19 protein-coding genes and 1 tRNA gene are annotated in these 17,044 nt (G+C 65.5%); 15 read left to right on the top strand and 5 right to left on the bottom strand.

What is annotated here, in order from left to right:
• Positions 1-2: 2 nt before the first annotated feature.
• Genes ACO07C_RS01470 through ACO07C_RS01460 form a run of 3 tightly spaced genes read left to right on the top strand, consistent with a single transcriptional unit; the run spans position 3 to position 2,154 of the window.
• A complete protein-coding gene (locus ACO07C_RS01470) occupies positions 3-635 on the top strand; it encodes a precorrin-8X methylmutase (RefSeq protein WP_421912462.1) in 633 nt (210 codons plus the stop codon).
• The gene (locus tag ACO07C_RS01465) at positions 632-1,393 is read left to right on the top strand and encodes a precorrin-2 C(20)-methyltransferase (protein ID WP_421912461.1); all 762 of its coding nucleotides are present in this window, start codon (positions 632-634) and stop codon (positions 1,391-1,393) included. The genes ACO07C_RS01470 and ACO07C_RS01465 overlap by 4 nt, the downstream gene beginning before the upstream one ends.
• Entirely contained in the window at positions 1,390-2,154 is a 765-nt protein-coding gene (locus ACO07C_RS01460) for a precorrin-3B C(17)-methyltransferase (protein ID WP_421912460.1), read from the top strand. The genes ACO07C_RS01465 and ACO07C_RS01460 overlap by 4 nt, the downstream gene beginning before the upstream one ends.
• On the opposite strand, the gene ACO07C_RS01455 is transcribed toward ACO07C_RS01460, so the two are convergent.
• On the bottom strand, positions 2,118-2,885 hold the full coding sequence (locus ACO07C_RS01455) for a cobalt-precorrin-6A reductase (protein WP_421912459.1): 768 nt from the start codon (positions 2,883-2,885) through the stop codon (positions 2,118-2,120). The genes ACO07C_RS01460 and ACO07C_RS01455 overlap by 37 nt on opposite strands.
• Before the next feature lies 1 nt (position 2,886).
• Here ACO07C_RS01455 and cbiE point away from each other — a divergent pair, with 1 nt between their 5' ends.
• The 8 genes from cbiE to ACO07C_RS01415 all read left to right on the top strand — a co-directional run bounded on the left by cbiE (position 2,887) and on the right by ACO07C_RS01415 (position 9,877).
• Positions 2,887-4,116, top strand: a complete 1,230-nt coding sequence (cbiE, locus tag ACO07C_RS01450) for a precorrin-6y C5,15-methyltransferase (decarboxylating) subunit CbiE (protein WP_421917418.1) — start codon at positions 2,887-2,889, stop codon at positions 4,114-4,116.
• Positions 4,113-4,499, top strand: coding sequence for a cobalamin biosynthesis protein (locus tag ACO07C_RS01445; RefSeq protein ID WP_421912458.1), 387 nt, complete (start codon positions 4,113-4,115; stop codon positions 4,497-4,499). The genes cbiE and ACO07C_RS01445 overlap by 4 nt, the downstream gene beginning before the upstream one ends.
• Positions 4,496-5,260, top strand: a complete 765-nt coding sequence (cobM, locus tag ACO07C_RS01440; RefSeq protein ID WP_421912457.1) for a precorrin-4 C(11)-methyltransferase — start codon at positions 4,496-4,498, stop codon at positions 5,258-5,260. The genes ACO07C_RS01445 and cobM overlap by 4 nt, the downstream gene beginning before the upstream one ends.
• A 41-nt stretch (positions 5,261-5,301) precedes the next feature.
• A complete protein-coding gene (cobA, locus tag ACO07C_RS01435) occupies positions 5,302-6,069 on the top strand; it encodes a uroporphyrinogen-III C-methyltransferase (RefSeq protein ID WP_421912456.1) in 768 nt (255 codons plus the stop codon).
• Complete coding sequence (locus ACO07C_RS01430) at positions 6,066-7,376, top strand: cobyrinate a,c-diamide synthase (protein WP_421912455.1); 1,311 nt, start codon at positions 6,066-6,068, stop codon at positions 7,374-7,376. Before cobA ends, ACO07C_RS01430 begins: the two co-directional genes overlap by 4 nt.
• 42 nt (positions 7,377-7,418) lie before the next feature.
• The gene (locus ACO07C_RS01425) at positions 7,419-8,198 is read left to right on the top strand and encodes an adenosylcobinamide-GDP ribazoletransferase (RefSeq protein WP_421912454.1); all 780 of its coding nucleotides are present in this window, start codon (positions 7,419-7,421) and stop codon (positions 8,196-8,198) included.
• Between the two features lie 28 nt (positions 8,199-8,226).
• Positions 8,227-9,237, top strand: a complete 1,011-nt coding sequence (gene cobT / locus ACO07C_RS01420; protein ID WP_421912453.1) for a nicotinate-nucleotide--dimethylbenzimidazole phosphoribosyltransferase — start codon at positions 8,227-8,229, stop codon at positions 9,235-9,237.
• A 241-nt stretch (positions 9,238-9,478) separates the two neighbouring features.
• Complete coding sequence (locus ACO07C_RS01415) at positions 9,479-9,877, top strand: hypothetical protein (RefSeq protein ID WP_421912452.1); 399 nt, start codon at positions 9,479-9,481, stop codon at positions 9,875-9,877.
• Positions 9,878-9,986: 109 nt separating this feature from the next.
• Here ACO07C_RS01415 and ACO07C_RS01410 read toward each other — a convergent pair.
• Positions 9,987-10,062, bottom strand: a tRNA-Lys gene (locus tag ACO07C_RS01410).
• A 106-nt stretch (positions 10,063-10,168) separates the two neighbouring features.
• Complete coding sequence (locus ACO07C_RS01405; RefSeq protein WP_421912451.1) at positions 10,169-11,080, bottom strand: PhzF family phenazine biosynthesis protein; 912 nt, start codon at positions 11,078-11,080, stop codon at positions 10,169-10,171.
• 113 nt (positions 11,081-11,193) lie between these two features.
• On the opposite strand from ACO07C_RS01405, the gene ACO07C_RS01400 reads away from it, so the two are divergent.
• The 3 genes from ACO07C_RS01400 to ACO07C_RS01390 are packed head-to-tail and all read left to right on the top strand — an operon-like array spanning position 11,194 to position 14,413.
• Entirely contained in the window at positions 11,194-12,483 is a 1,290-nt protein-coding gene (locus ACO07C_RS01400; RefSeq protein WP_421912450.1) for an efflux RND transporter periplasmic adaptor subunit, read from the top strand.
• A 5-nt stretch (positions 12,484-12,488) separates the two neighbouring features.
• Positions 12,489-13,199: an ABC transporter ATP-binding protein gene (locus ACO07C_RS01395; RefSeq protein ID WP_421912449.1), complete on the top strand. Its 711-nt coding sequence runs from the start codon at positions 12,489-12,491 to the stop codon at positions 13,197-13,199.
• Complete coding sequence (locus tag ACO07C_RS01390; RefSeq protein WP_421912448.1) at positions 13,196-14,413, top strand: ABC transporter permease; 1,218 nt, start codon at positions 13,196-13,198, stop codon at positions 14,411-14,413. Before ACO07C_RS01395 ends, ACO07C_RS01390 begins: the two co-directional genes overlap by 4 nt.
• A gap of 10 nt (positions 14,414-14,423) precedes the next feature.
• Here the strand turns inward: ACO07C_RS01390 and ACO07C_RS01385 are convergent, their stop codons facing one another.
• Positions 14,424-15,140 carry a hypothetical protein gene (locus ACO07C_RS01385; protein ID WP_421912447.1) on the bottom strand — a complete coding sequence of 239 codons (717 nt, stop codon included), beginning with the start codon at positions 15,138-15,140 and terminating at the stop codon, positions 14,424-14,426.
• A 20-nt stretch (positions 15,141-15,160) separates the two neighbouring features.
• A complete protein-coding gene (locus ACO07C_RS01380; RefSeq protein WP_421912446.1) occupies positions 15,161-16,273 on the bottom strand; it encodes an endonuclease/exonuclease/phosphatase family protein in 1,113 nt (370 codons plus the stop codon).
• A gap of 193 nt (positions 16,274-16,466) precedes the next feature.
• On the opposite strand from ACO07C_RS01380, the gene ACO07C_RS01375 reads away from it, so the two are divergent.
• Positions 16,467-17,000 (top strand): BA14K family protein, encoded by a 534-nt coding sequence (locus ACO07C_RS01375; protein WP_421912445.1) that lies wholly within the window; start codon positions 16,467-16,469, stop codon positions 16,998-17,000.
• The last annotated feature ends 44 nt before the right edge of the window (positions 17,001-17,044 follow it).

Below are 17,044 nucleotides of genomic sequence, written 5' to 3'. Positions count from 1 at the left end.
GCATGGCCGCCTACGAATACATCCACGACGGAACGGCGATCTACGAGCGCTCCTTCGCCATCATTCGCGCCGAGGCTGATCTCACGCGCTTTTCCGACGCCGAGGCCGATGTCGCGATCCGCATGATCCACGCCTGCGGACAGGTCGAAGCCGCCAGCCATTTTGTCTTCTCGAAGGATTTCGTTGCGGTCGCACGCTCGGCGCTGAGCGCCGGCGCCCCGATCTTCTGCGACGCGGAGATGGTCTCCCACGGCGTCACACGCGCCCGCCTGCCAGCCGGCAACGAGGTGATCTGTACCTTGCGCGATCCACGCACACACGAAATCGCCAAGGCAATCGGCAACACTCGCTCGGCTGCTGCCATCGACCTCTGGGGCGAGCGCATGGCCGGTTCGGTCGTCGCCATCGGCAACGCGCCGACGGCACTCTTCTATCTGCTGGAGAAATTGCGCGACGGCGCGCCAAAGCCGGCGGCCATCATCGGCATGCCCGTGGGCTTCGTCGGTGCTGCCGAATCGAAGGATGCGCTGGCCGAGAATTCCTATGGCGTGCCCTACGCGATCGTACGCGGCAGGCTGGGCGGCAGCGCCATGACAGCCGCCGTGCTCAATTCCCTGGCGAGGCCCGGCCTGTGAGCGTGGTTGCAAAAGGCCGTCTCGTCGGCGTCGGCACCGGTCCCGGCGATCCAGAATTGTTGACGCTGAAGGCGGCGCGTGCCCTGGCCGAGGCCGATGTCGTGGCTTACTTCGCCAAGCGCGGCAACAACAGCAATGCGCGCGCCATCGTCGAAGCGCGCTTCCGGCCGGATATGGTTGAACTGCCGCTGCTCTATCCCGTGACCACCGAGATCGCCAAGGATCACGCCGATTATCGGTCGCAGATCACCGGGTTCTATGAAGAATCGGCCGAGAAGGTCGCCGAACATCTTCAGGCAGGCCGCATTGTGGCTGTCCTGTCCGAAGGCGACCCGCTTTTCTACGGCTCCTACATGCATCTGCATGTGCGCCTCGCGCATCGCTTCCCGACCGAAGTCATTCCCGGCATCACCGCCATGTCCGGCTGCTGGTCGACCAACGGCCTGCCGATCGTCCAGGGTGACGATGTGCTGACCGTACTGCCGGGCACGATGAGCGAATTCGAGCTGACGCGCCGTCTCGCCGACACCGATGCCGCCGTCATCATGAAGGTCGGCCGCAACCTGCCGAAGATCAGGCGCGCGCTCGAGGCCACAGGCAAGCTGACGCGCGCCGTATACGTCGAGCGCGGCACCATGCCTGGCAGCGTTTCCATGAAGCTTGCCGACAAGCAGGACGACAAGGCCCCCTATTTCGCCATCGTGCTGGTCGCCGGCTGGTCCGGCCGGCCCGACGCATCCCTGGAGGCAGGCGTATGAGCGGGCGCCTCACCGTCATCGGCCTTGGACCCGGCAACAGCGACCAGGTCACACCCGAAGCAAGCCGCGCCGTGGCGGAAGCGAAGTTCTTCTACGGCTACAAGCCCTATCTCGACCGGCTTGAGTTGCGCGCTGACCAGACCCGCGTTGCTTCCGACAACCGCGAGGAACTCGCCCGGTCGAAGGACGCGCTGACCAAGGCGGCCGAGGGCCACGACGTCGCCGTCGTCTCCGGTGGCGATCCAGGCGTCTTCGCCATGGCCGCCGCCGTCTGCGAGGCGATCGAGGCCGGCCCGGCCGAATGGCGTGCCGTCGACGTCGCCATGGTGCCGGGCATCACCGCCATGCTCGCCGTCGCCGCCCGGATCGGCGCGCCGCTCGGCCATGATTTCTGCGCCATCTCGCTGTCGGACAATCTGAAGCCCTGGGACCTGATTGAACTGCGCCTGCTCGCCGCCGCCGGCGCCGGCTTCGTCATCGCGCTCTACAATCCGATCAGCAAGGCGCGCCCCTGGCAGCTTGGCCGGGCATTCGAGTGTCTCACCGCGATCCTGCCGGGAACCACGCCGGTCATCTTCGGCCGTGCCGCCGGCCGGCCGGACGAACGCATCGAAGTCTGCCTGCTCGCCGACGCGGATGCCGCCAAGGCCGACATGTCGACCTGCATCATCATCGGCTCGCCGGAAACCAGGATCATCCGGCGGGGCGACAAGCCGGCGCTGGTCTACACGCCGCGTTCGTCCACGGGACGGACGAGATGATCGACGATCTTGGCCAGAGCCTCGACGGTTTCAGCCGAGGGAACGTCCGGCAGAGCCGGCCTGCGGACCATGATAACCTCAATTCCAAGCGCCCGCGCGGCGGCGATCTTGCCGTAGGTGGCCTCGCCGCCGCTGTTCTTCGACACGACGACATCGATGCGATGGTCTTCGAGCAGCGCGCGTTCGTTGGCTTCCCGAAACGGCCCGCGCGCCAGAAGATAGTCGGCGTCGGGTACGGCAAGTCCCGGTTCGACCGGGTCGACGCTTCGAATAAGATAATGGTGCTGCGGAGCGGCCTCGAAAGCGGCGACCTCCTGCCGTCCGAGCGCCAGAAAGACACGCCGTGGCCCACGCCCCAGAGCCCCTGCCGCATCGGCTACATTGTCGACCTCGACCCAGCGGTCGCCATCGAGCCGCTCCCAGCCGGGACGGCGCAAGGCGATGATCGGCACGCCGGTCGCATGGGCAGCGGACGCCGCATTGGCGGAGATTCGCGCCGCATAGGGGTGGGTGGCGTCGATCAAAAGCCCGGTGCTCGTTTTCCGCAGATAGGCAGCCAATCCATCCGCGCCGCCAAATCCTCCGCTTCGCACAGGCACGCCCTGCGCGACCGGGCTTTCGGTGCGGCCGGCCAGCGACAATGTGATGGAAAAATCGGCACGCGCGGCCAGGCTTCCAGCCAGTTGCCGGGCTTCGGTGGTTCCGCCGAGAATCAGAATGCTGTGGGTCATCATGCCTGCTGAAGGTCAATCGATGGCCGCCTGGCTTACGGTCGTCGGCATCGGCGAGGACGGTTTAGCGGGTCTCGGTGAAGAGGCCAAGCGGCTGATCGCCGGAGCTGAAGTCATCTTCGGCGGCAAGCGCCATCTTGCTCTGGTTGCCTCCTTCGCCAAGGGCGAGGCCCGCCCATGGCCTGTCCCCTTCGACGCCGAGATGCGCGACGTGCTGGCGCTTGCCGGCAGGCGCGTCTGCGTGCTCGCTTCCGGCGATCCGTTCTTCCACGGCGTCGGCGCCACCCTTGCCCGCAAGGTCAAGGCGCGCAACATGCGTGTCATTCCCGCACCGTCGGCCGTTTCGCTGGCCGCCGCGCGGCTCGGCTGGGCCTTGCAGGACATCGAAACCGTTTCGCTGCATGGTCGGCCGCTCGACCTGATCCGGCCCCTTCTGCAGCCGAACGCGCGCATCTTGGCTCTGACCTCGGATGGGGATGCTCCTTCAGCCATTGCGCGGCTGCTCACCGAGCTCGATTTCGGCGGCTCGCGGCTGACGGTCCTGGAGGCCTTGGGCGGTCCGAACGAGAGCCAACGCTCTGCGCGGGCGGACACCTTCGAGCTCGAAAACATCAATCCCCTCAATGTGCTGGCGATCGAGCTTGATTCAAATACGCAGGCCCGCATCTTGCCGCTGACTGTCGGCCTTGCCGATCATCTGTTCGAGCATGACGGCCAGATCACCAAGCGCGAAGTGCGCGCCATCACGCTGTCGGCGCTGGCGCCCCGGCGCGGCGAATTGCTGTGGGACATCGGCGCGGGATCGGGATCGATTGGCATCGAGTGGATGCTCGCCCACCCATCCATGCGCACCATTGCCATCGAAGCCGATCCGACCCGCGCCGCCCGCATCCGCCGCAACGCCGCGCATTGCGGCGTACCCGGCCTGGCCATTGTCGAAGGGACGGCGCCGCAAGCGCTTGCCGGTATTGAAAAGCCGGACGCGATCTTCATCGGTGGCGGTGGCAGCGATGCCGGCGTGCTCGACATTGCCGTTGATGCCCTGCCCGCGGGCGGCCGCCTCGTCGCCAATGCCGTGACGCTGGAGATGGAAGTGTTGCTGCTCGCCCGCCACGCGGCGCTTGGCGGCGATCTCACCCGTATCGCAATATCACGCGCTTCACGGGTCGGCTCGATGCAGGCATGGAGGCCGGCCATGCCTGTCACACAATGGATTTGGGTAAAGCCATGATCGTCGCGGGCATAGGCAGCCGCAAGGGCGTCGGCGTCGAGGACGTGCTTGCCGCGATCGAAACCGCTATCGAGGCGCACGGGCTGGCAATGTCGGCGCTGTCAGCCCTGGCCACCGCCACCTTGAAGCAGGATGAGGAAGCCATACCCGCCGCCGGGCGCGCGCTGAGCGTCCCGGTCATCATCGTCGATGACGCCACGCTGCGGGCCGCCTCGCCTGACACGCTCAGCAAATCCGTTCTGTCGCAGTCACTTGCCGGAACGCCGTCGGTCTCGGAAGCGGCGGCCCTAGCCGCCGCTGGAAAAGGCGCGAAGCTGCTGGGCCCACGCACCGTTGTCGGCTCCGTCACCTGCGCGCTTGCCATCAGTGGAGATCAGGCATGACCGTCCACTTCATCGGCGCTGGCCCCGGCGCCGCCGACCTCATCACCTTGCGCGGCGCCAGGCTGCTGGCAAACTGCCCGGTCTGCCTCTATGCAGGCTCCATCGTCGCACCCGAATTGCTGCGGCATTGCGCGCCGGGAACGAAATTGATCGACACGGCGCCAATGTCGCTCGACGAGATCGAAGCCACGTATCTCGAAGCGCACACGGCCGGTCACGATGTCTCGCGCCTTCATTCCGGCGACCTGTCGGTGTGGAGCGCGGTTGCCGAACAGATTCGCCGGCTCGAAAAACACGCCATCCCCTACACGCTGACACCGGGCGTCCCCTCCTTCGCCGCCGCCGCGGCCGCGCTTCGCCGCGAACTGACCATTCCCGAGGTCGCGCAAAGCCTGGTGCTGACCCGCATTTCCGGCCGCGCCTCGAAAATGCCGCCCGGCGAAACACTGGCCGGTTTTGGCCGCACTGGCGCCACGCTGGCCATCCATCTTGCCATTCATGCCATTGACCGTGTCGTGGCCGAGCTGACGCCCCACTATGGCGGCGACTGTCCGGTCGCGGTGGTCTTCCGCGCCTCCTGGCCGGACGAACGTGTTCTGACCGGCACGTTGGCGACCATCGAGGCGCGGCTGGCCGAGGACCCGATGGAGCGCACGGCGCTCATCTTCGTCGGCCGTTCGCTGGCGGCGGAAGGCTTTGGCGAGAGTTCATTGTACGACGCCCACTACCAGCGGCGTTTTCGCGGACGGGATGGATTGTGAGCGGCAGCGCCAAGGACGAGAACAGGACGGTCGAACGATCGATGGCACGTCTGAATTTCAAGCCGCGCCAGCTGGAGCCCGGCCATGTCTGGCTGGCCGGCGCTGGCCCTGGCGATCCCGGCTGCCTGACGCTGGACGTGCTGGCCGCCCTTGGGCAGTGCGATGCGCTGGTCTATGACGCGCTGGTGTCGCCAGGGATCGTAGCGGTCGCCGAGGACGCGGAACTGTTCTATGCCGGCAAGCGCGGCGGCCAGCCATCGATGAAGCAGGACGACATCACCGCCTTGCTCGTCCGGCTGGCGCGCGAGGGTCGTCGCGTTGTCCGGCTGAAGGGCGGCGATCCCTATATTTTCGGCCGTGGCGGCGAAGAGGCGCTGGCCCTTGCCCGCGAAAACATCCCGTTCCACGTCCTGCCCGGTCTCACCTCGGGCCTCAGCGCGCTGGCCGCAACCGGCATTCCAGCCACCATGCGCGGCATCAACAAGGCGGTGATATTGGCAACCGGTCATGCCGCCGGCACCGATGACGACGTCGACTGGGGTGCGATCGCCCGTACCGGCCAGCCGGTGGTCATCTACATGGGAATGGCCAACCTGCAGGCCATAACCACCTCGCTGCTGGAAGGCGGACTGGCGCCTTCGACACCCGCCGCTGTGATCGTCGCCGCGACGACGCCGCAGGAACGCATCGTCGTCGCCACACTCGCAACCCTTGCCGAGGAAGCCGCGGCCGCCGGCCTTGCCTCGCCGGCGCTGATCGTCGTCGGCGGCATCGTCGCGATGCGCGCGGCGCTGGCGTGCGGACAATGACCCGCGCGATCATCATCGGCGCACCGCGCTCCGGCTCGGGCAAGACCAGCGTCACCATCGGCATCCTGCGCGCACTGGCGCGGCGCGGCATCAAGGTGCGCGGCGCCAAATCCGGCCCGGACTACATCGATCCCGGCTTCCACACCGCCGCTACCGGGCTTTCGGGCGTCAACCTCGACAGCTGGGCGATGTCGCCTGCCTTGCTCAATGCTCTTGCCGGCAGCGCAGCCGATGAGGCGGAATTCATCTTCCTCGAAAGCGCGATGGGCCTGTTCGACGGTATCCCCTCGGCGCAAGGGCGCACCGGTTCGGCCGCGGACCTCGCCCGGCTCTATGGCCTGCCAGTGCTGCTGGTGCTCGACGTTTCGGGACAGTCGACGACGGCGGCGGCCGTCGCCAAGGGTTTTGCCACCTACGATCCCGATGTGCCGATGGCCGGCGTGGTGCTCAACCGCCTGGGCAGCGAGCGGCACCGCCGGCTCTGCGGCGATGCGATCGAGGCCATCGGCCTGCCGGTGGTCGGCGCCATCATGCGCGACCCGAGTTTGAACCTGCCCGAGCGCCATCTCGGCCTCGTCCAGGCCGGCGAATATGAGAACCTCATGGCGCATCTCGACCGGCTGGCGGACATGGTTGAGAGTTCGCTCGACCTCGACGCCATCATGGCGCTGGCAAAGCCGTTCTCGCCCGCTCCGGGCGACTTCGGCGATGCCCTGCAGCCGCCCGGCCAGCGCATCGCGCTGGCGGAAGATGCCGCGTTCACCTTCCTATACCCGCATGTCGCCGCCTACTGGCGCAAGGCCGGGGCGGAGATCGTCTCCTTCTCGCCGCTTGCCGATGAAGCACCCGCCGGGGATTGTGACGTGTGCTGGCTACCCGGCGGCTATCCGGAACTCCATGCCGGGCGCCTCGCCGCGGCCACGAATTTTCGCGCGGGCACGGCGCGTTTCGCCAAGGCGAAGCCGGTTCACGGCGAGTGCGGCGGCTTCATGGTGCTTGGTGAAACGCTCGAGGATGCTTCCGGCGAAACGCATGCCATGCTCGGTCTGCTCGGCCATTCCACCAGCTTCGCCAAGCGGAAGATGAATCTCGGCTACCGCGAGGCGCGGCTGCGCGCCGATTGTCCACTGGGCGCGCGGGGCGCGGCGATTCGCGGCCACGAATTCCACTATGCGCAGATGCTTGCTACCGGTAATGACGAGCCGTTGGCAGACCTCGCCGATGGTCTGGGCAACCCACTGGGGGCTTCGGGCTACCGGCGCGGCAATGTCAGCGGCACGTTCTTCCACGCCATCGCGAAGGGCTAGAGCATGATCCCGAAAAGTGGGAACCGGTTTTCGGAAAAGATCATGCTCAAGCTCCGGAGCATGGCCGCATCGCCCCGGCGGATCCTCGACGATATCGCGCTCTGCCTGGTCTTCTTCACCCGCCTGCCGCTGCCGGTCATCGAATTTCGCGGCCGCAGCCTTGCCGCCGCGATCTGGGCGGCCCCTGTCGCAGGTCTCGCCGTGGGCCTGATCGGGGCGATCGTCTTTGCCACCGCGGAACGATTCGGCCTGGCCATCGGTCCTGCAGCGGCACTTGCGCTCGCCGCGACGGTAATCACCACGGGCTGCCTGCACGAGGACGGGCTTTCCGATGTCGCGGATGGTTTTGGCGGCGGCAAGTCGCGGGGACGGAAGCTGGAGATCATGCGCGACAGCCGCATCGGCGCCTATGGCGCGTCGGCGCTGGGTCTGTCGCTGCTCATCCGCTGGAGCGTGCTGTCGCAGGTCGCCGATCCGACACAGGCACTGTTTACCCTCGTGGCGGCGCACGCGGCTTCGCGCGGCGTTCTCGGCGCCTTCATGCATCTGTTGCCGCCAGCGCGGTCCGAAGGCCTCTCGGCCGGTGCCGGCGCCGTCTCGCGCGAAACCGCTGTGTTGGGCGCGGTGCTAGGCGCAATTCCACTGCTGTTGCTCGGGCTCGGCGGCGCCATTGTCGCCCTCATCCTGCTCGGCCTTTTGTTCACCGCCTTCCGTGCCCTTTGCCTCAACCAGATCAACGGCCAGACCGGTGACACGGTCGGCGCCCTGCAGCAACTGAGCGAAATAGCCGTGCTTCTCGTCGCTTCCGTTGCCCTTTCCTGAATCCTAGCCTTTTGGAGACTTTGCCCCCATGTCCTTCAAATCACTCGATGAACTGCGCGCCGCCTGCCTCGATCTGCCAGCCGGCAGCGATGCGGCGGCCAATGCCGTCGCCCGCCGCCAGGACACGCTGACCAAGCCGCAAGGCAGTCTCGGCCGGCTGGAGACCATCGCGGCATGGCTGGCGCGCTGGCAGGGTCGCGACATGCCCAGGCTCGATCGGGTGAAGGTCTTTGTCTTCGCCGGCAACCACGGCGTCACCGCGCAGGGCGTCTCGGCCTTTCCGTCGGAAGTCACCGTGCAGATGGTGGCGAATTTCGCCGGCGGCGGCGCCGCCATCAACCAGCTTGCCCGCGTCGCCGGCGCCGAACTCGACGTCATCCCGCTCGACCTCGACCATCCCACAGGCGATTTCACTCAGGTGCCGGCGATGGACGAAACGGCATTCCTGACCGCCGTTTCGACCGGCTACGACGCGGTGACGCAAGACCTCGATCTTATCTGCTTCGGCGAGATGGGCATCGGCAACACCACGCCGGCCGCGGCCATTTCGGCGGCGCTGTTTGGCGGCGGAGCCGAAAAGTGGACGGGGCGCGGCACTGGTGTCGATGACACCGGCCTGAAGCGCAAGGTGGTTGCCATCGAAGCTGGTCTCAGGCGTCACGCAGCCGCCCTCTCCGACCCGCTGGGCGTTGCAGCCACGCTTGGCGGACGCGAACTCGCCGCCATCCTTGGCGCGACGCTGGCCGCCCGTCATCTGGGCATACCCGTGTTGCTCGACGGCTTCGTCTGCACCGCCGCCGCCGCGCCGCTGGCAAAGCTGCATCCGACAGGCCTCGCCCACACCATCGCCGCCCACGTCTCGGCCGAATCGGGCCATCGCGGCTTGCTGGAAGCACTCGGCCTGCCGCCCCTGCTCGATCTCGGCATGCGGCTCGGCGAAGGCTCCGGCGCCTGCCTCGCCGTCAACATCGTCCGCTCGGCGCTGGAGTGTCACGCCCGCATGGCAAGCTTCGCGGAAGCTGGCGTGTCGGAGAAGTAAGCGCTGGCCTGTCGCACGATGCCGTCGGCCGTCAAAGCGCGGGCAACGGCATTGCTTTCGATTCGGCAAGTTCCCGGCGATTCGGCAAGTTCATGACCCACACATTTCGCCGGGAACCCCTGTTTGACTGAGGCCCGCGGGCCAGACAAGAAATCAGTCAAATTTTCAGCATTATTGAGCCAAAGCAATAACGCCGCCTTGATTACTTCCATGAGAGAAGAGAACCTCAAATGGAGATCAAATGATGTATTTAAAGGCAACAATTATCATTGCATTGCTTTGCGGCACCGTCGCGCCGGCGTTTTCTCAAGTCCTTGACGACACAGGTCGCCCCCGGCGCCCAGGGGATGACGGGCTCGCCAGGGTGCAGTCCAGCATTGCGATCGGCATTCCGGTCAAGGACGACGAGGATGTCGCCGTGCAGCAGCAAGCGGGTCTTCGTTCATTCTACAAGGTCGCTGCCAGCAGCTGCGCGATGGTGATCGAGACCATCGCCGACACATGCGAGGTCACCAGCGTCACCACGAACGTCAACGCCAATCGCAACATGGGCGGCATCGGTGGATCGCAGATCATGGTGACCGGTCAGATCGCAATGAAGGTCAAGTTCAAGGCGAGTATCGGCAAGCCGGCGCCATGAGGCTCAACCGCAGCCGTCAAGCCTGAACCTCGAAGCATTCTTTGCCGGGTATGGGGCGCTTCAACGCGCCTCATCGTCCAGGGTCTTTCCACCAAGTCTTTGAAGAATTTGGTGGGTGCGCACAGGATTGAACTGTGGACCCGCTGATTAAGAGTCAGCTGCTCTACCAACTGAGCTACGCACCCACTCGGCCGGCAAAAACCGGCGTTGGCGGGCATATAGCCGCCACCATCCGTCATGTCTAGCCCCGCCGGAGTCATTTCCCGACAAATCGCTTTCAGCCCATCGCGATCAGACGAAAAGCCGGCCTTCCGCCACCTTCACGGCGTTGCCTCCGATGCGCGCGGAGGCCAGTTTTCCGCCTTCCACGTTCAATTCGAGGCGGATACGCGACGCCCTCCCCATCTCCAGCCCCTGTTCGATCCAAAGCTGCGACACACCGTCCGTGGGGCCGTCGAAATGCATGATCGCGCCGGCAAAGGCGGCCGCCGCCGAACCGGTAGCCGGGTCTTCATAGGAAGGGGTGCCGGGAACGATCATGCGGACATGGAAGGCGCTCTCGTGATTCACCGTCTGGCGGCAGTAGACATACGGGCTGGCGAAGGCCCAGTCGCTCTTGCGCGGCGCAAGTTCCGACCACGCCTGGTTGTCCAGCCTGATGCGCGAGGCGACTTCCAAGTCGGCAACGGGAATGGTCACATAGGGCACGCCTGCCGACCAGAACGACACCTGGTGATTCTCGAAACCGATCTCGTGCGGCGCAAGCCCGAGCGCGGCGCCGATTCGCGCCGGGTCGGCGGAGAGTTCCAGTTGCTCGGGCAGCTTCGCCAGGTCGAACTCGGCGAAGGTCGCCCCATCGCCGCGGCTGACGGCGCAGCGCACTGGGCCGATATTCTCCTCGAGCACGAAGATGCCGGCCGCGCCGTCATCCTCGCTCATTTCGGCGAGCGCGATCGCCGCCCCCACCGTCGGATGGCCGGCGAACGGCATCTCATAGTCCGGCGTGAAAATGCGGATGCGGGCGCGATGCTTGGGATTTTCCGGCGGCAGCACGAAGACCGATTCAGACAAGTTGAACTCGCGCGCGACGGCTTGCATCGCGGCCGTGTCCAATCCCTCGCAATCCAGCACGACGGCCAGCGGATTGCCGGCCAGCCGATCGCGCGTAAAGACGTCATAGAGCAAGTAATTGCGCGGCTGCATCCCGGATGTCCTCTGCATGAATCCCAACATGGGTGAAATTTAATTTGAAATTACGGTCCCGAACCCTGATGTGTCAGGGCATTGGGACACAACGCATATTATAGGGGTCCGGCATGGACCAGATTGTCAATCCGCCAAAGGCTGAATCGGATTCGACCATAGAGGCAGCGCTCGGGCTCGACCGCAAAGGCCTGAACCGGAAACGGCGGCGCGGCTGGCTTTACGCCGTGCTGACGCTTGCCGTCATGATCGCGGCCATCGCCGGCTATCAGTGGTATGCGGCCTCTCCCGCGAGGATCGATTATACCACGGTTCCCGCCGCGGCCGCCGATCTCACGATCGAGGTATCCGCCACGGGCACGCTGCAGCCTCTCAACCAGGTCGACATCTCCAGCGAGCTGTCCGGCGTCGTCCGCTCCGTCTCTGTCAACGAGAACCAGCAGGTCAGGAAAGGCGATGTGCTGGCGGCGCTCGACACCGCCAAGCTCCAGGTCCAGATCGAGCGTGCAGAGGCTTCCGCGAAGGCAGCGGCGGCCAATCTCGAGAACGCGACGGTGACGTTAAAGGAGAACGAAAGTGCGCTGGTGCGTGCCGCGGCGCTCACCAAGCGCGGCATGGCGACAGACCAGTCGTTGGAGGCGGCGGCGGCAACGCGCGACCGAGCCAAGGCCGCACTCGACAGCGCCGAGGCCAATCTTGCTATCGCCAGGGCGGATCTGAAGGCGCAGCAGACGGATTTCGCCAAGAGCACCATCTATGCGCCGATCGACGGCATCGTGCTCACGCGCTCGGTCGACCCGGGCCAGACGGTGGCCTCCTCGCTGCAGGCGCCGGTGCTGTTCATCATCGCCGCCGATCTCAGGAACATGGAGTTGAAGGCCGCCGTCGACGAGGCCGATATCGGCGCGGTCAAGCCCGGCCAGCACGCGCGCTTCACAGTCGATGCATTCCCGGAGCGACCGTTCAACGCCCAGATCCGCGACATCTCCTACGCGTCGGTCACCACCGACGGCGTCGTGACCTATGACGCGCGGTTCGACGTCGACAATGGCGAACTCCTGTTGCGGCCCGGCATGACCGCGACCGTTTCGGTGGTGACGAAGCAGGCCAAGGGCGTGCTTACCGTGCCGGCCTCGGCGTTCCGCTATCGGCCGGTGCAGCAGACGGCTCGCGGCTGGAGCCTCGCCGACATGTTTGCCGGCGGCATGAGGCGGCCCGGGGGCGACCGCCCATCGCAGACGAAGGCGCCGACCGACGGATCGCGGACGCTCTACGTGCTGGAGGATGGGAAACCTCGTGCGGTCAGCGTCAAGATCGGCTCCACCGATGGCGAATTGACCGAGATCACTTCGGGTCTGCGAGAGGGCGCGCAGGTGATCACAGCGTCCCAGTCGCGAAGCTGACGAACGTGGCCGATCCGGTGCTCATCACTTTCGAAAGGGTCTGGAAGAGCTATGGCCAGGGCGAAGCCCGCGTCCATGCGCTGGCCGGCGTCGACCTTGCCATCCGCCGCGGCGAGTTCGTCGCCATCATGGGTCCCTCCGGTTCGGGCAAGTCGACGGCAATGAACATCATCGGCTGCCTCGACACGCCGACCGCCGGAACCTACAGCTTCATGGGAATGGATGCCGGCCGGCTGGACCGCAACCGCCGCGCCATGCTGCGCAATCTCTACATCGGCTTCGTCTTCCAGGGCTACAACCTGCTGCCGCGCACCACGGCGGCCGAAAATGTCGAACTGCCGCTGATCTATCGCGGTGTCTCGGCCGGCGAACGCCGGGCGCTCGCCATGAAGGCCCTGGCGGAGGTTGGCCTTGTCGGTCGCGAGCACCACACGCCGGCAGAACTCTCCGGCGGCCAGCAGCAGCGCGTGGCGATCGCGCGCGCCATCGTCACCCGCCCCACGCTTCTCGTTGCCGACGAACCCACCGGCAACCTCGACACCGCCCGCACGCATGAGATCATGGAATTGCTGACGCGGCTGAACCGGGAGCTCGGCCTGACCATCGCCATGGTCACGCACGAGCCCGATGTGGCTGATTATGCCGGACGCACGATCCGCTTTCTCGACGGTCATGTCGCCTCCGACACCAGGCATATGGAGGGGGCCCAACCATGATATGGGAAACCGTCCGCCTCTCGCTGCGCTCGGTCCGCCGCAACGTGTTGCGCTCATTTCTTACGCTGCTCGGCATCGTCATCGGCGTCGCCGCGGTCATTGCCATGTTGACCATCGGCTCCGGCACCACAGAGAAGGTCAAGGCCGACATCGCCAAGCTCGGCAGCAACCTTCTGGTGATCCGTGCCGGTCGTCCGGCCGGCCCCGGCGGACCGGGAGGGCTCGACCAGGTCGTGCGGCCGCTGGCTGACAAGGACGTGGCGGCGCTTGTCACGCATCTCACCGGCGCGCGCGCCATCGCTCCGGCCTCGCAAAAGCAGGTCCGCGTCATCTTCGGCACGGAGAGCCTCACGTCCGGCGTCACTGGCACCACCAGCGCCTATCTCGACGCCCGCGACTGGAAGCTCGTCTCGGGACGGCCGTTCAGCGATTCGGAAACACGCTCCGGCACCGGCGTCTGCATGATCGGCGAAACGGTGCGCCAGCAGTTCTTCGGCGCCGGCGATCCCGAAGGCGAGATCATTCGCGTCAACCGCACCTCCTGCAAGATCATCGGCCTGCTCGAGCCGAAGGGCTATACCGGCTTCGGCCAGGACCAGGACAATGTCGTGCTGATGCCGCTCGCCGCCTATCAGCGCCGCATCGCCGGCAACCGCAACATCGACAACATCTATGTTTCCGCCGACGACCAGACCCCGACGACGGAGTTGCAGCCCCGCGTCGAGGATATTTTGCGCGATGCCAGGCACATCACGCCCGACCGCGAAAGCGATTTCGCGATCCGCGACATGACTCAGATCGCCGATGCCATGGCCAGCGCCACCACCACCATGACCGGCATGCTCGGCGCCGTCGCCGGCGTCAGCCTGCTTGTCGGCGGCATCGGCATCATGAACATCATGCTGGTGTCCGTCACCGAGCGAACGCGTGAGATCGGCATCAGGCTGGCCATCGGCGCGCATGAAAAGCACATCCTCATCCAGTTCCTGGTCGAGGCCACGGTGCTGTCGCTGCTCGGTGGCGTCATCGGCATCCTGATCGGCCTGTCGCTGGCCGGGCTGGCCTCGCTGACACTGGGGATCCCCTTCGCGCCGAGCCCGGCGGTCATCCTGCTCGCCGTCGGCTTCTCGGCGCTGATCGGCATGGTGTTCGGCTTCTTCCCAGCGATGCGGGGCGCACGCCTCGATCCGATCGACGCACTGCGGCACGAGTGAAGCGACAGACCTAGCTATTGCCCGCGAAATGCCACTCGATCAGCGGCTTCATGTGTCCCATCAGCCCCTCTGGCAGGTCGGCGGCGTGGCGGATGATCACCGGTCCGTCGATCTCCGGATTGGCCTCGGCGGCGACGAAGGCGTCGATGCGCGAAGCAATCTCATTAGCCGGCGCATCAACGTGATAGCGGCGGAAAATAACCGTGCCGCTGCTGGTCGACATGGCGTGGTAGCGCTTGCCGCGCTCGGCGCCTGACAGGTCCAGACCCGTCTCCTCGCCCACCTCGCGGATCACGTTGAAGTCGACATCGACCAGCCCGTCGCGAAAATCGATGGGCTCGAATGAGCCGGCGGCGAAATAGACGCGGCCGGCGTTGACCGTATGCGCGGCCATGCGGATCGCCACCAGCGCGTTGTCGCCAGCAACCAGCATGGCGTGGGCATAGGCATGCTCGGCGCCCGAATTCTCACGCCGTCTACGCCACAGCATGAAGGTCGCGTAGTTTACGGCATGACAGCGGCCGACAAGGCGATTGTCCCGGTAGGCGAGTTCGGAGAGCAACACCACCGTGCCGTCGAACAGCGCCGGGTTGGCTGCTGTTTCACGCCGCCAGTTCTCGGCGATCTCCTGTTCGTTGGCGAGCGCGAACGGGTGCGGGCCGGGATCGAGCCGAACATCGACGGCATCGACTGGGAAAATGACATTGCGCGGCAGGTCGAAGCTCATGGGCACCTTCTGTCGGCCTGTCAGGCCATCTCCAGGCCGATCACCACCGGACAATGGTCCGAAGCCTTCGGCCGGTCCCAGCCGGCGCGTGGAAAGCGCTCCACCTCCTGGCCCGCCGGAAAGATCGTGCGCCAGGGCTGGCCATTGCGGATGATGTCTGGAACGGCGGTCGCATTCCTTTCCGCCAGCCCCTTCGACAGCAGGATATAGTCGAGCTGGCACAGATGCCGCTCTTGCGGACCGCGCGTGTGGTAGAAGGTCCAGCGGTTCATTTCCGGCCGCCGCTCGACCACGTTTTCGCAAAAGCCGCCGGCGGTGAGCACATCGATGCAGGACTGGTTCTCGTCGACCACCTCGAAGCGGTGGCCGTCCATGGCATCGCCAGCGACCTTCACGCGCTGCCGGTAGTCGTTCATGTCGCCGCAGATCGCCCAGTGCTTGCCAGCGGCATGCTCCTTGCCGAAACGGTCCTCGATGATACGGCGCACGGCTTGTGCCTCGGCGATGCGCACGGGCATCGTGGCTTCCCGCCCGTCAAGGCCGTTGCGGGGTGGACCCATCGACTTGAAATGCACGAGGTAGAGCGTCAGCGGCGCGCCACCGACGGTCACGTCGATCTCCAGGCAGTCGCGCCGGAAGATGCGCTCATTGGCCTGGTTTCCCAATGCCTCAAGCTCCGGCGTGTGCAGGCCGAACTGCTCGTATGTGACATAGGCATGGCTGGTCATGCGCACGAACTCGATCGGCTGGCCCTGCGCGGTCTCGTTGCGCATCATGATGGCGACGTCGATGCCGCGCGAATCATTGCCGGCGGTCGTGTACTTCTGGCGATAGCCCTGCCCCACCATCTTGAACAGGTAGCCATATTCGAACGCCTTCAGCGCCTCGATATTGTCGACCTCCTGCATGCAGATGATGTCGGCGCGGGTGGCCGCGATCGCTAGCGCCGTCAACTGCCGCGTGTCGTCGGATTGGGCGATTGCACGGGCCTGCTCCAGCATCTTGTACTCGGCCTCGCTCTGGATATCGAAAAGCGCCAGGGTGCGGTCTTCATTGAGCTGGTTGCGGTATCCGGAAAAATCGAACCTGTTCATCAGGTTCTCGACGTTGAAGGTGGCTAGGCGCAGCGACATGGCGAGGAGCTTTGCCCGCAAGCGACGCGGAAAACAAGGGCACGGGGCCAGTCCGACGGCATCGATTGGGCCTGACGTGTTCCCGTCAGGGTTGATGGAACCTTTGCGTTCATCCTCCGTTCAGATGCAAGCGTCCACTTTCATGGCCCTTCCAAGGGTAGGCGTGGGGCCAGTATATTTTTGGAGAGTTGCAATGACTTCGCTCTTTTCTTCGACGGTCAGATCGGGGCTTTTGGCCCTCGGTGTCATATCGGGCCTGTCCGCACCGGCGATGGCCGGCCCCATGATCCAGCCTAATGCGCCGCTTCCGGCCGCCACCGCGGCCCCCGAAGTCGTACCGGTGCGTGACAGCTGGGCTGGTGGCAACAACAACGGCAACTGGCAGTTCCAGCGCAACAATGGCCGGCACAACTGGCACGGCGGCGGAAACGGGAACGGTGGCCGGCACTGGCGGCATAATGGCGGCCGGTACTATGGCGGTGGCGGCTACTATGATGACGGTGCAGGTGCGGCGATCCTGGGCCTTGGCTTGGGTCTGGGCATCGGTTCAGCCCTCAACAATGGCTATTATGATGCGCCACCGCCCCGCCGCTACTATCGCGCAGGGCGACTTTCCAGCGCGCATGTCCGGTGGTGCTACGACCGCTATCGGTCGTATCGCGCCTATGACAACAGCTTCCAGCCCTACAATGGCCCACGCCAGCAGTGCTACTCGCCTTATAGCTGAGCGTGACTGACAAATGTGGAACGGCGCCGCGCAACGCGGCGCCG

The organism is Mesorhizobium sp. (assembly GCF_965229135.1).
GTDB lineage: Bacteria > Pseudomonadota > Alphaproteobacteria > Rhizobiales > Rhizobiaceae > Mesorhizobium.
The sequence above is the reverse complement of the archived record's forward strand: the minus strand, read 5'-3'. Positions and strand labels throughout refer to the sequence as shown.

Coding starts and splice junctions, on each gene's coding strand:
- ACO07C_RS01470 (WP_421912462.1), top strand. CDS start 3: ATGGCCGCCTACGAATACATCCACGACGGAACGGCGATCTACGAGCGC.
- cbiE (WP_421917418.1), top strand. CDS start 2,887: ATGCCTGCTGAAGGTCAATCGATGGCCGCCTGGCTTACGGTCGTCGGC.
- ACO07C_RS01375 (WP_421912445.1), top strand. CDS start 16,467: ATGACTTCGCTCTTTTCTTCGACGGTCAGATCGGGGCTTTTGGCCCTC.
- ACO07C_RS01425 (WP_421912454.1), top strand. CDS start 7,419: ATGCTCAAGCTCCGGAGCATGGCCGCATCGCCCCGGCGGATCCTCGAC.
- ACO07C_RS01430 (WP_421912455.1), top strand. CDS start 6,066: ATGACCCGCGCGATCATCATCGGCGCACCGCGCTCCGGCTCGGGCAAG.
- ACO07C_RS01400 (WP_421912450.1), top strand. CDS start 11,194: ATGGACCAGATTGTCAATCCGCCAAAGGCTGAATCGGATTCGACCATA.
- ACO07C_RS01390 (WP_421912448.1), top strand. CDS start 13,196: ATGATATGGGAAACCGTCCGCCTCTCGCTGCGCTCGGTCCGCCGCAAC.
- cobA (WP_421912456.1), top strand. CDS start 5,302: ATGGCACGTCTGAATTTCAAGCCGCGCCAGCTGGAGCCCGGCCATGTC.
- ACO07C_RS01385 (WP_421912447.1), bottom strand. CDS start 15,140: ATGAGCTTCGACCTGCCGCGCAATGTCATTTTCCCAGTCGATGCCGTC.
- ACO07C_RS01415 (WP_421912452.1), top strand. CDS start 9,479: ATGATGTATTTAAAGGCAACAATTATCATTGCATTGCTTTGCGGCACC.
- ACO07C_RS01405 (WP_421912451.1), bottom strand. CDS start 11,080: ATGCAGCCGCGCAATTACTTGCTCTATGACGTCTTTACGCGCGATCGG.
- ACO07C_RS01445 (WP_421912458.1), top strand. CDS start 4,113: ATGATCGTCGCGGGCATAGGCAGCCGCAAGGGCGTCGGCGTCGAGGAC.
- ACO07C_RS01455 (WP_421912459.1), bottom strand. CDS start 2,885: ATGACCCACAGCATTCTGATTCTCGGCGGAACCACCGAAGCCCGGCAA.
- ACO07C_RS01380 (WP_421912446.1), bottom strand. CDS start 16,273: ATGTCGCTGCGCCTAGCCACCTTCAACGTCGAGAACCTGATGAACAGG.
- ACO07C_RS01460 (WP_421912460.1), top strand. CDS start 1,390: ATGAGCGGGCGCCTCACCGTCATCGGCCTTGGACCCGGCAACAGCGAC.
- cobT (WP_421912453.1), top strand. CDS start 8,227: ATGTCCTTCAAATCACTCGATGAACTGCGCGCCGCCTGCCTCGATCTG.
- cobM (WP_421912457.1), top strand. CDS start 4,496: ATGACCGTCCACTTCATCGGCGCTGGCCCCGGCGCCGCCGACCTCATC.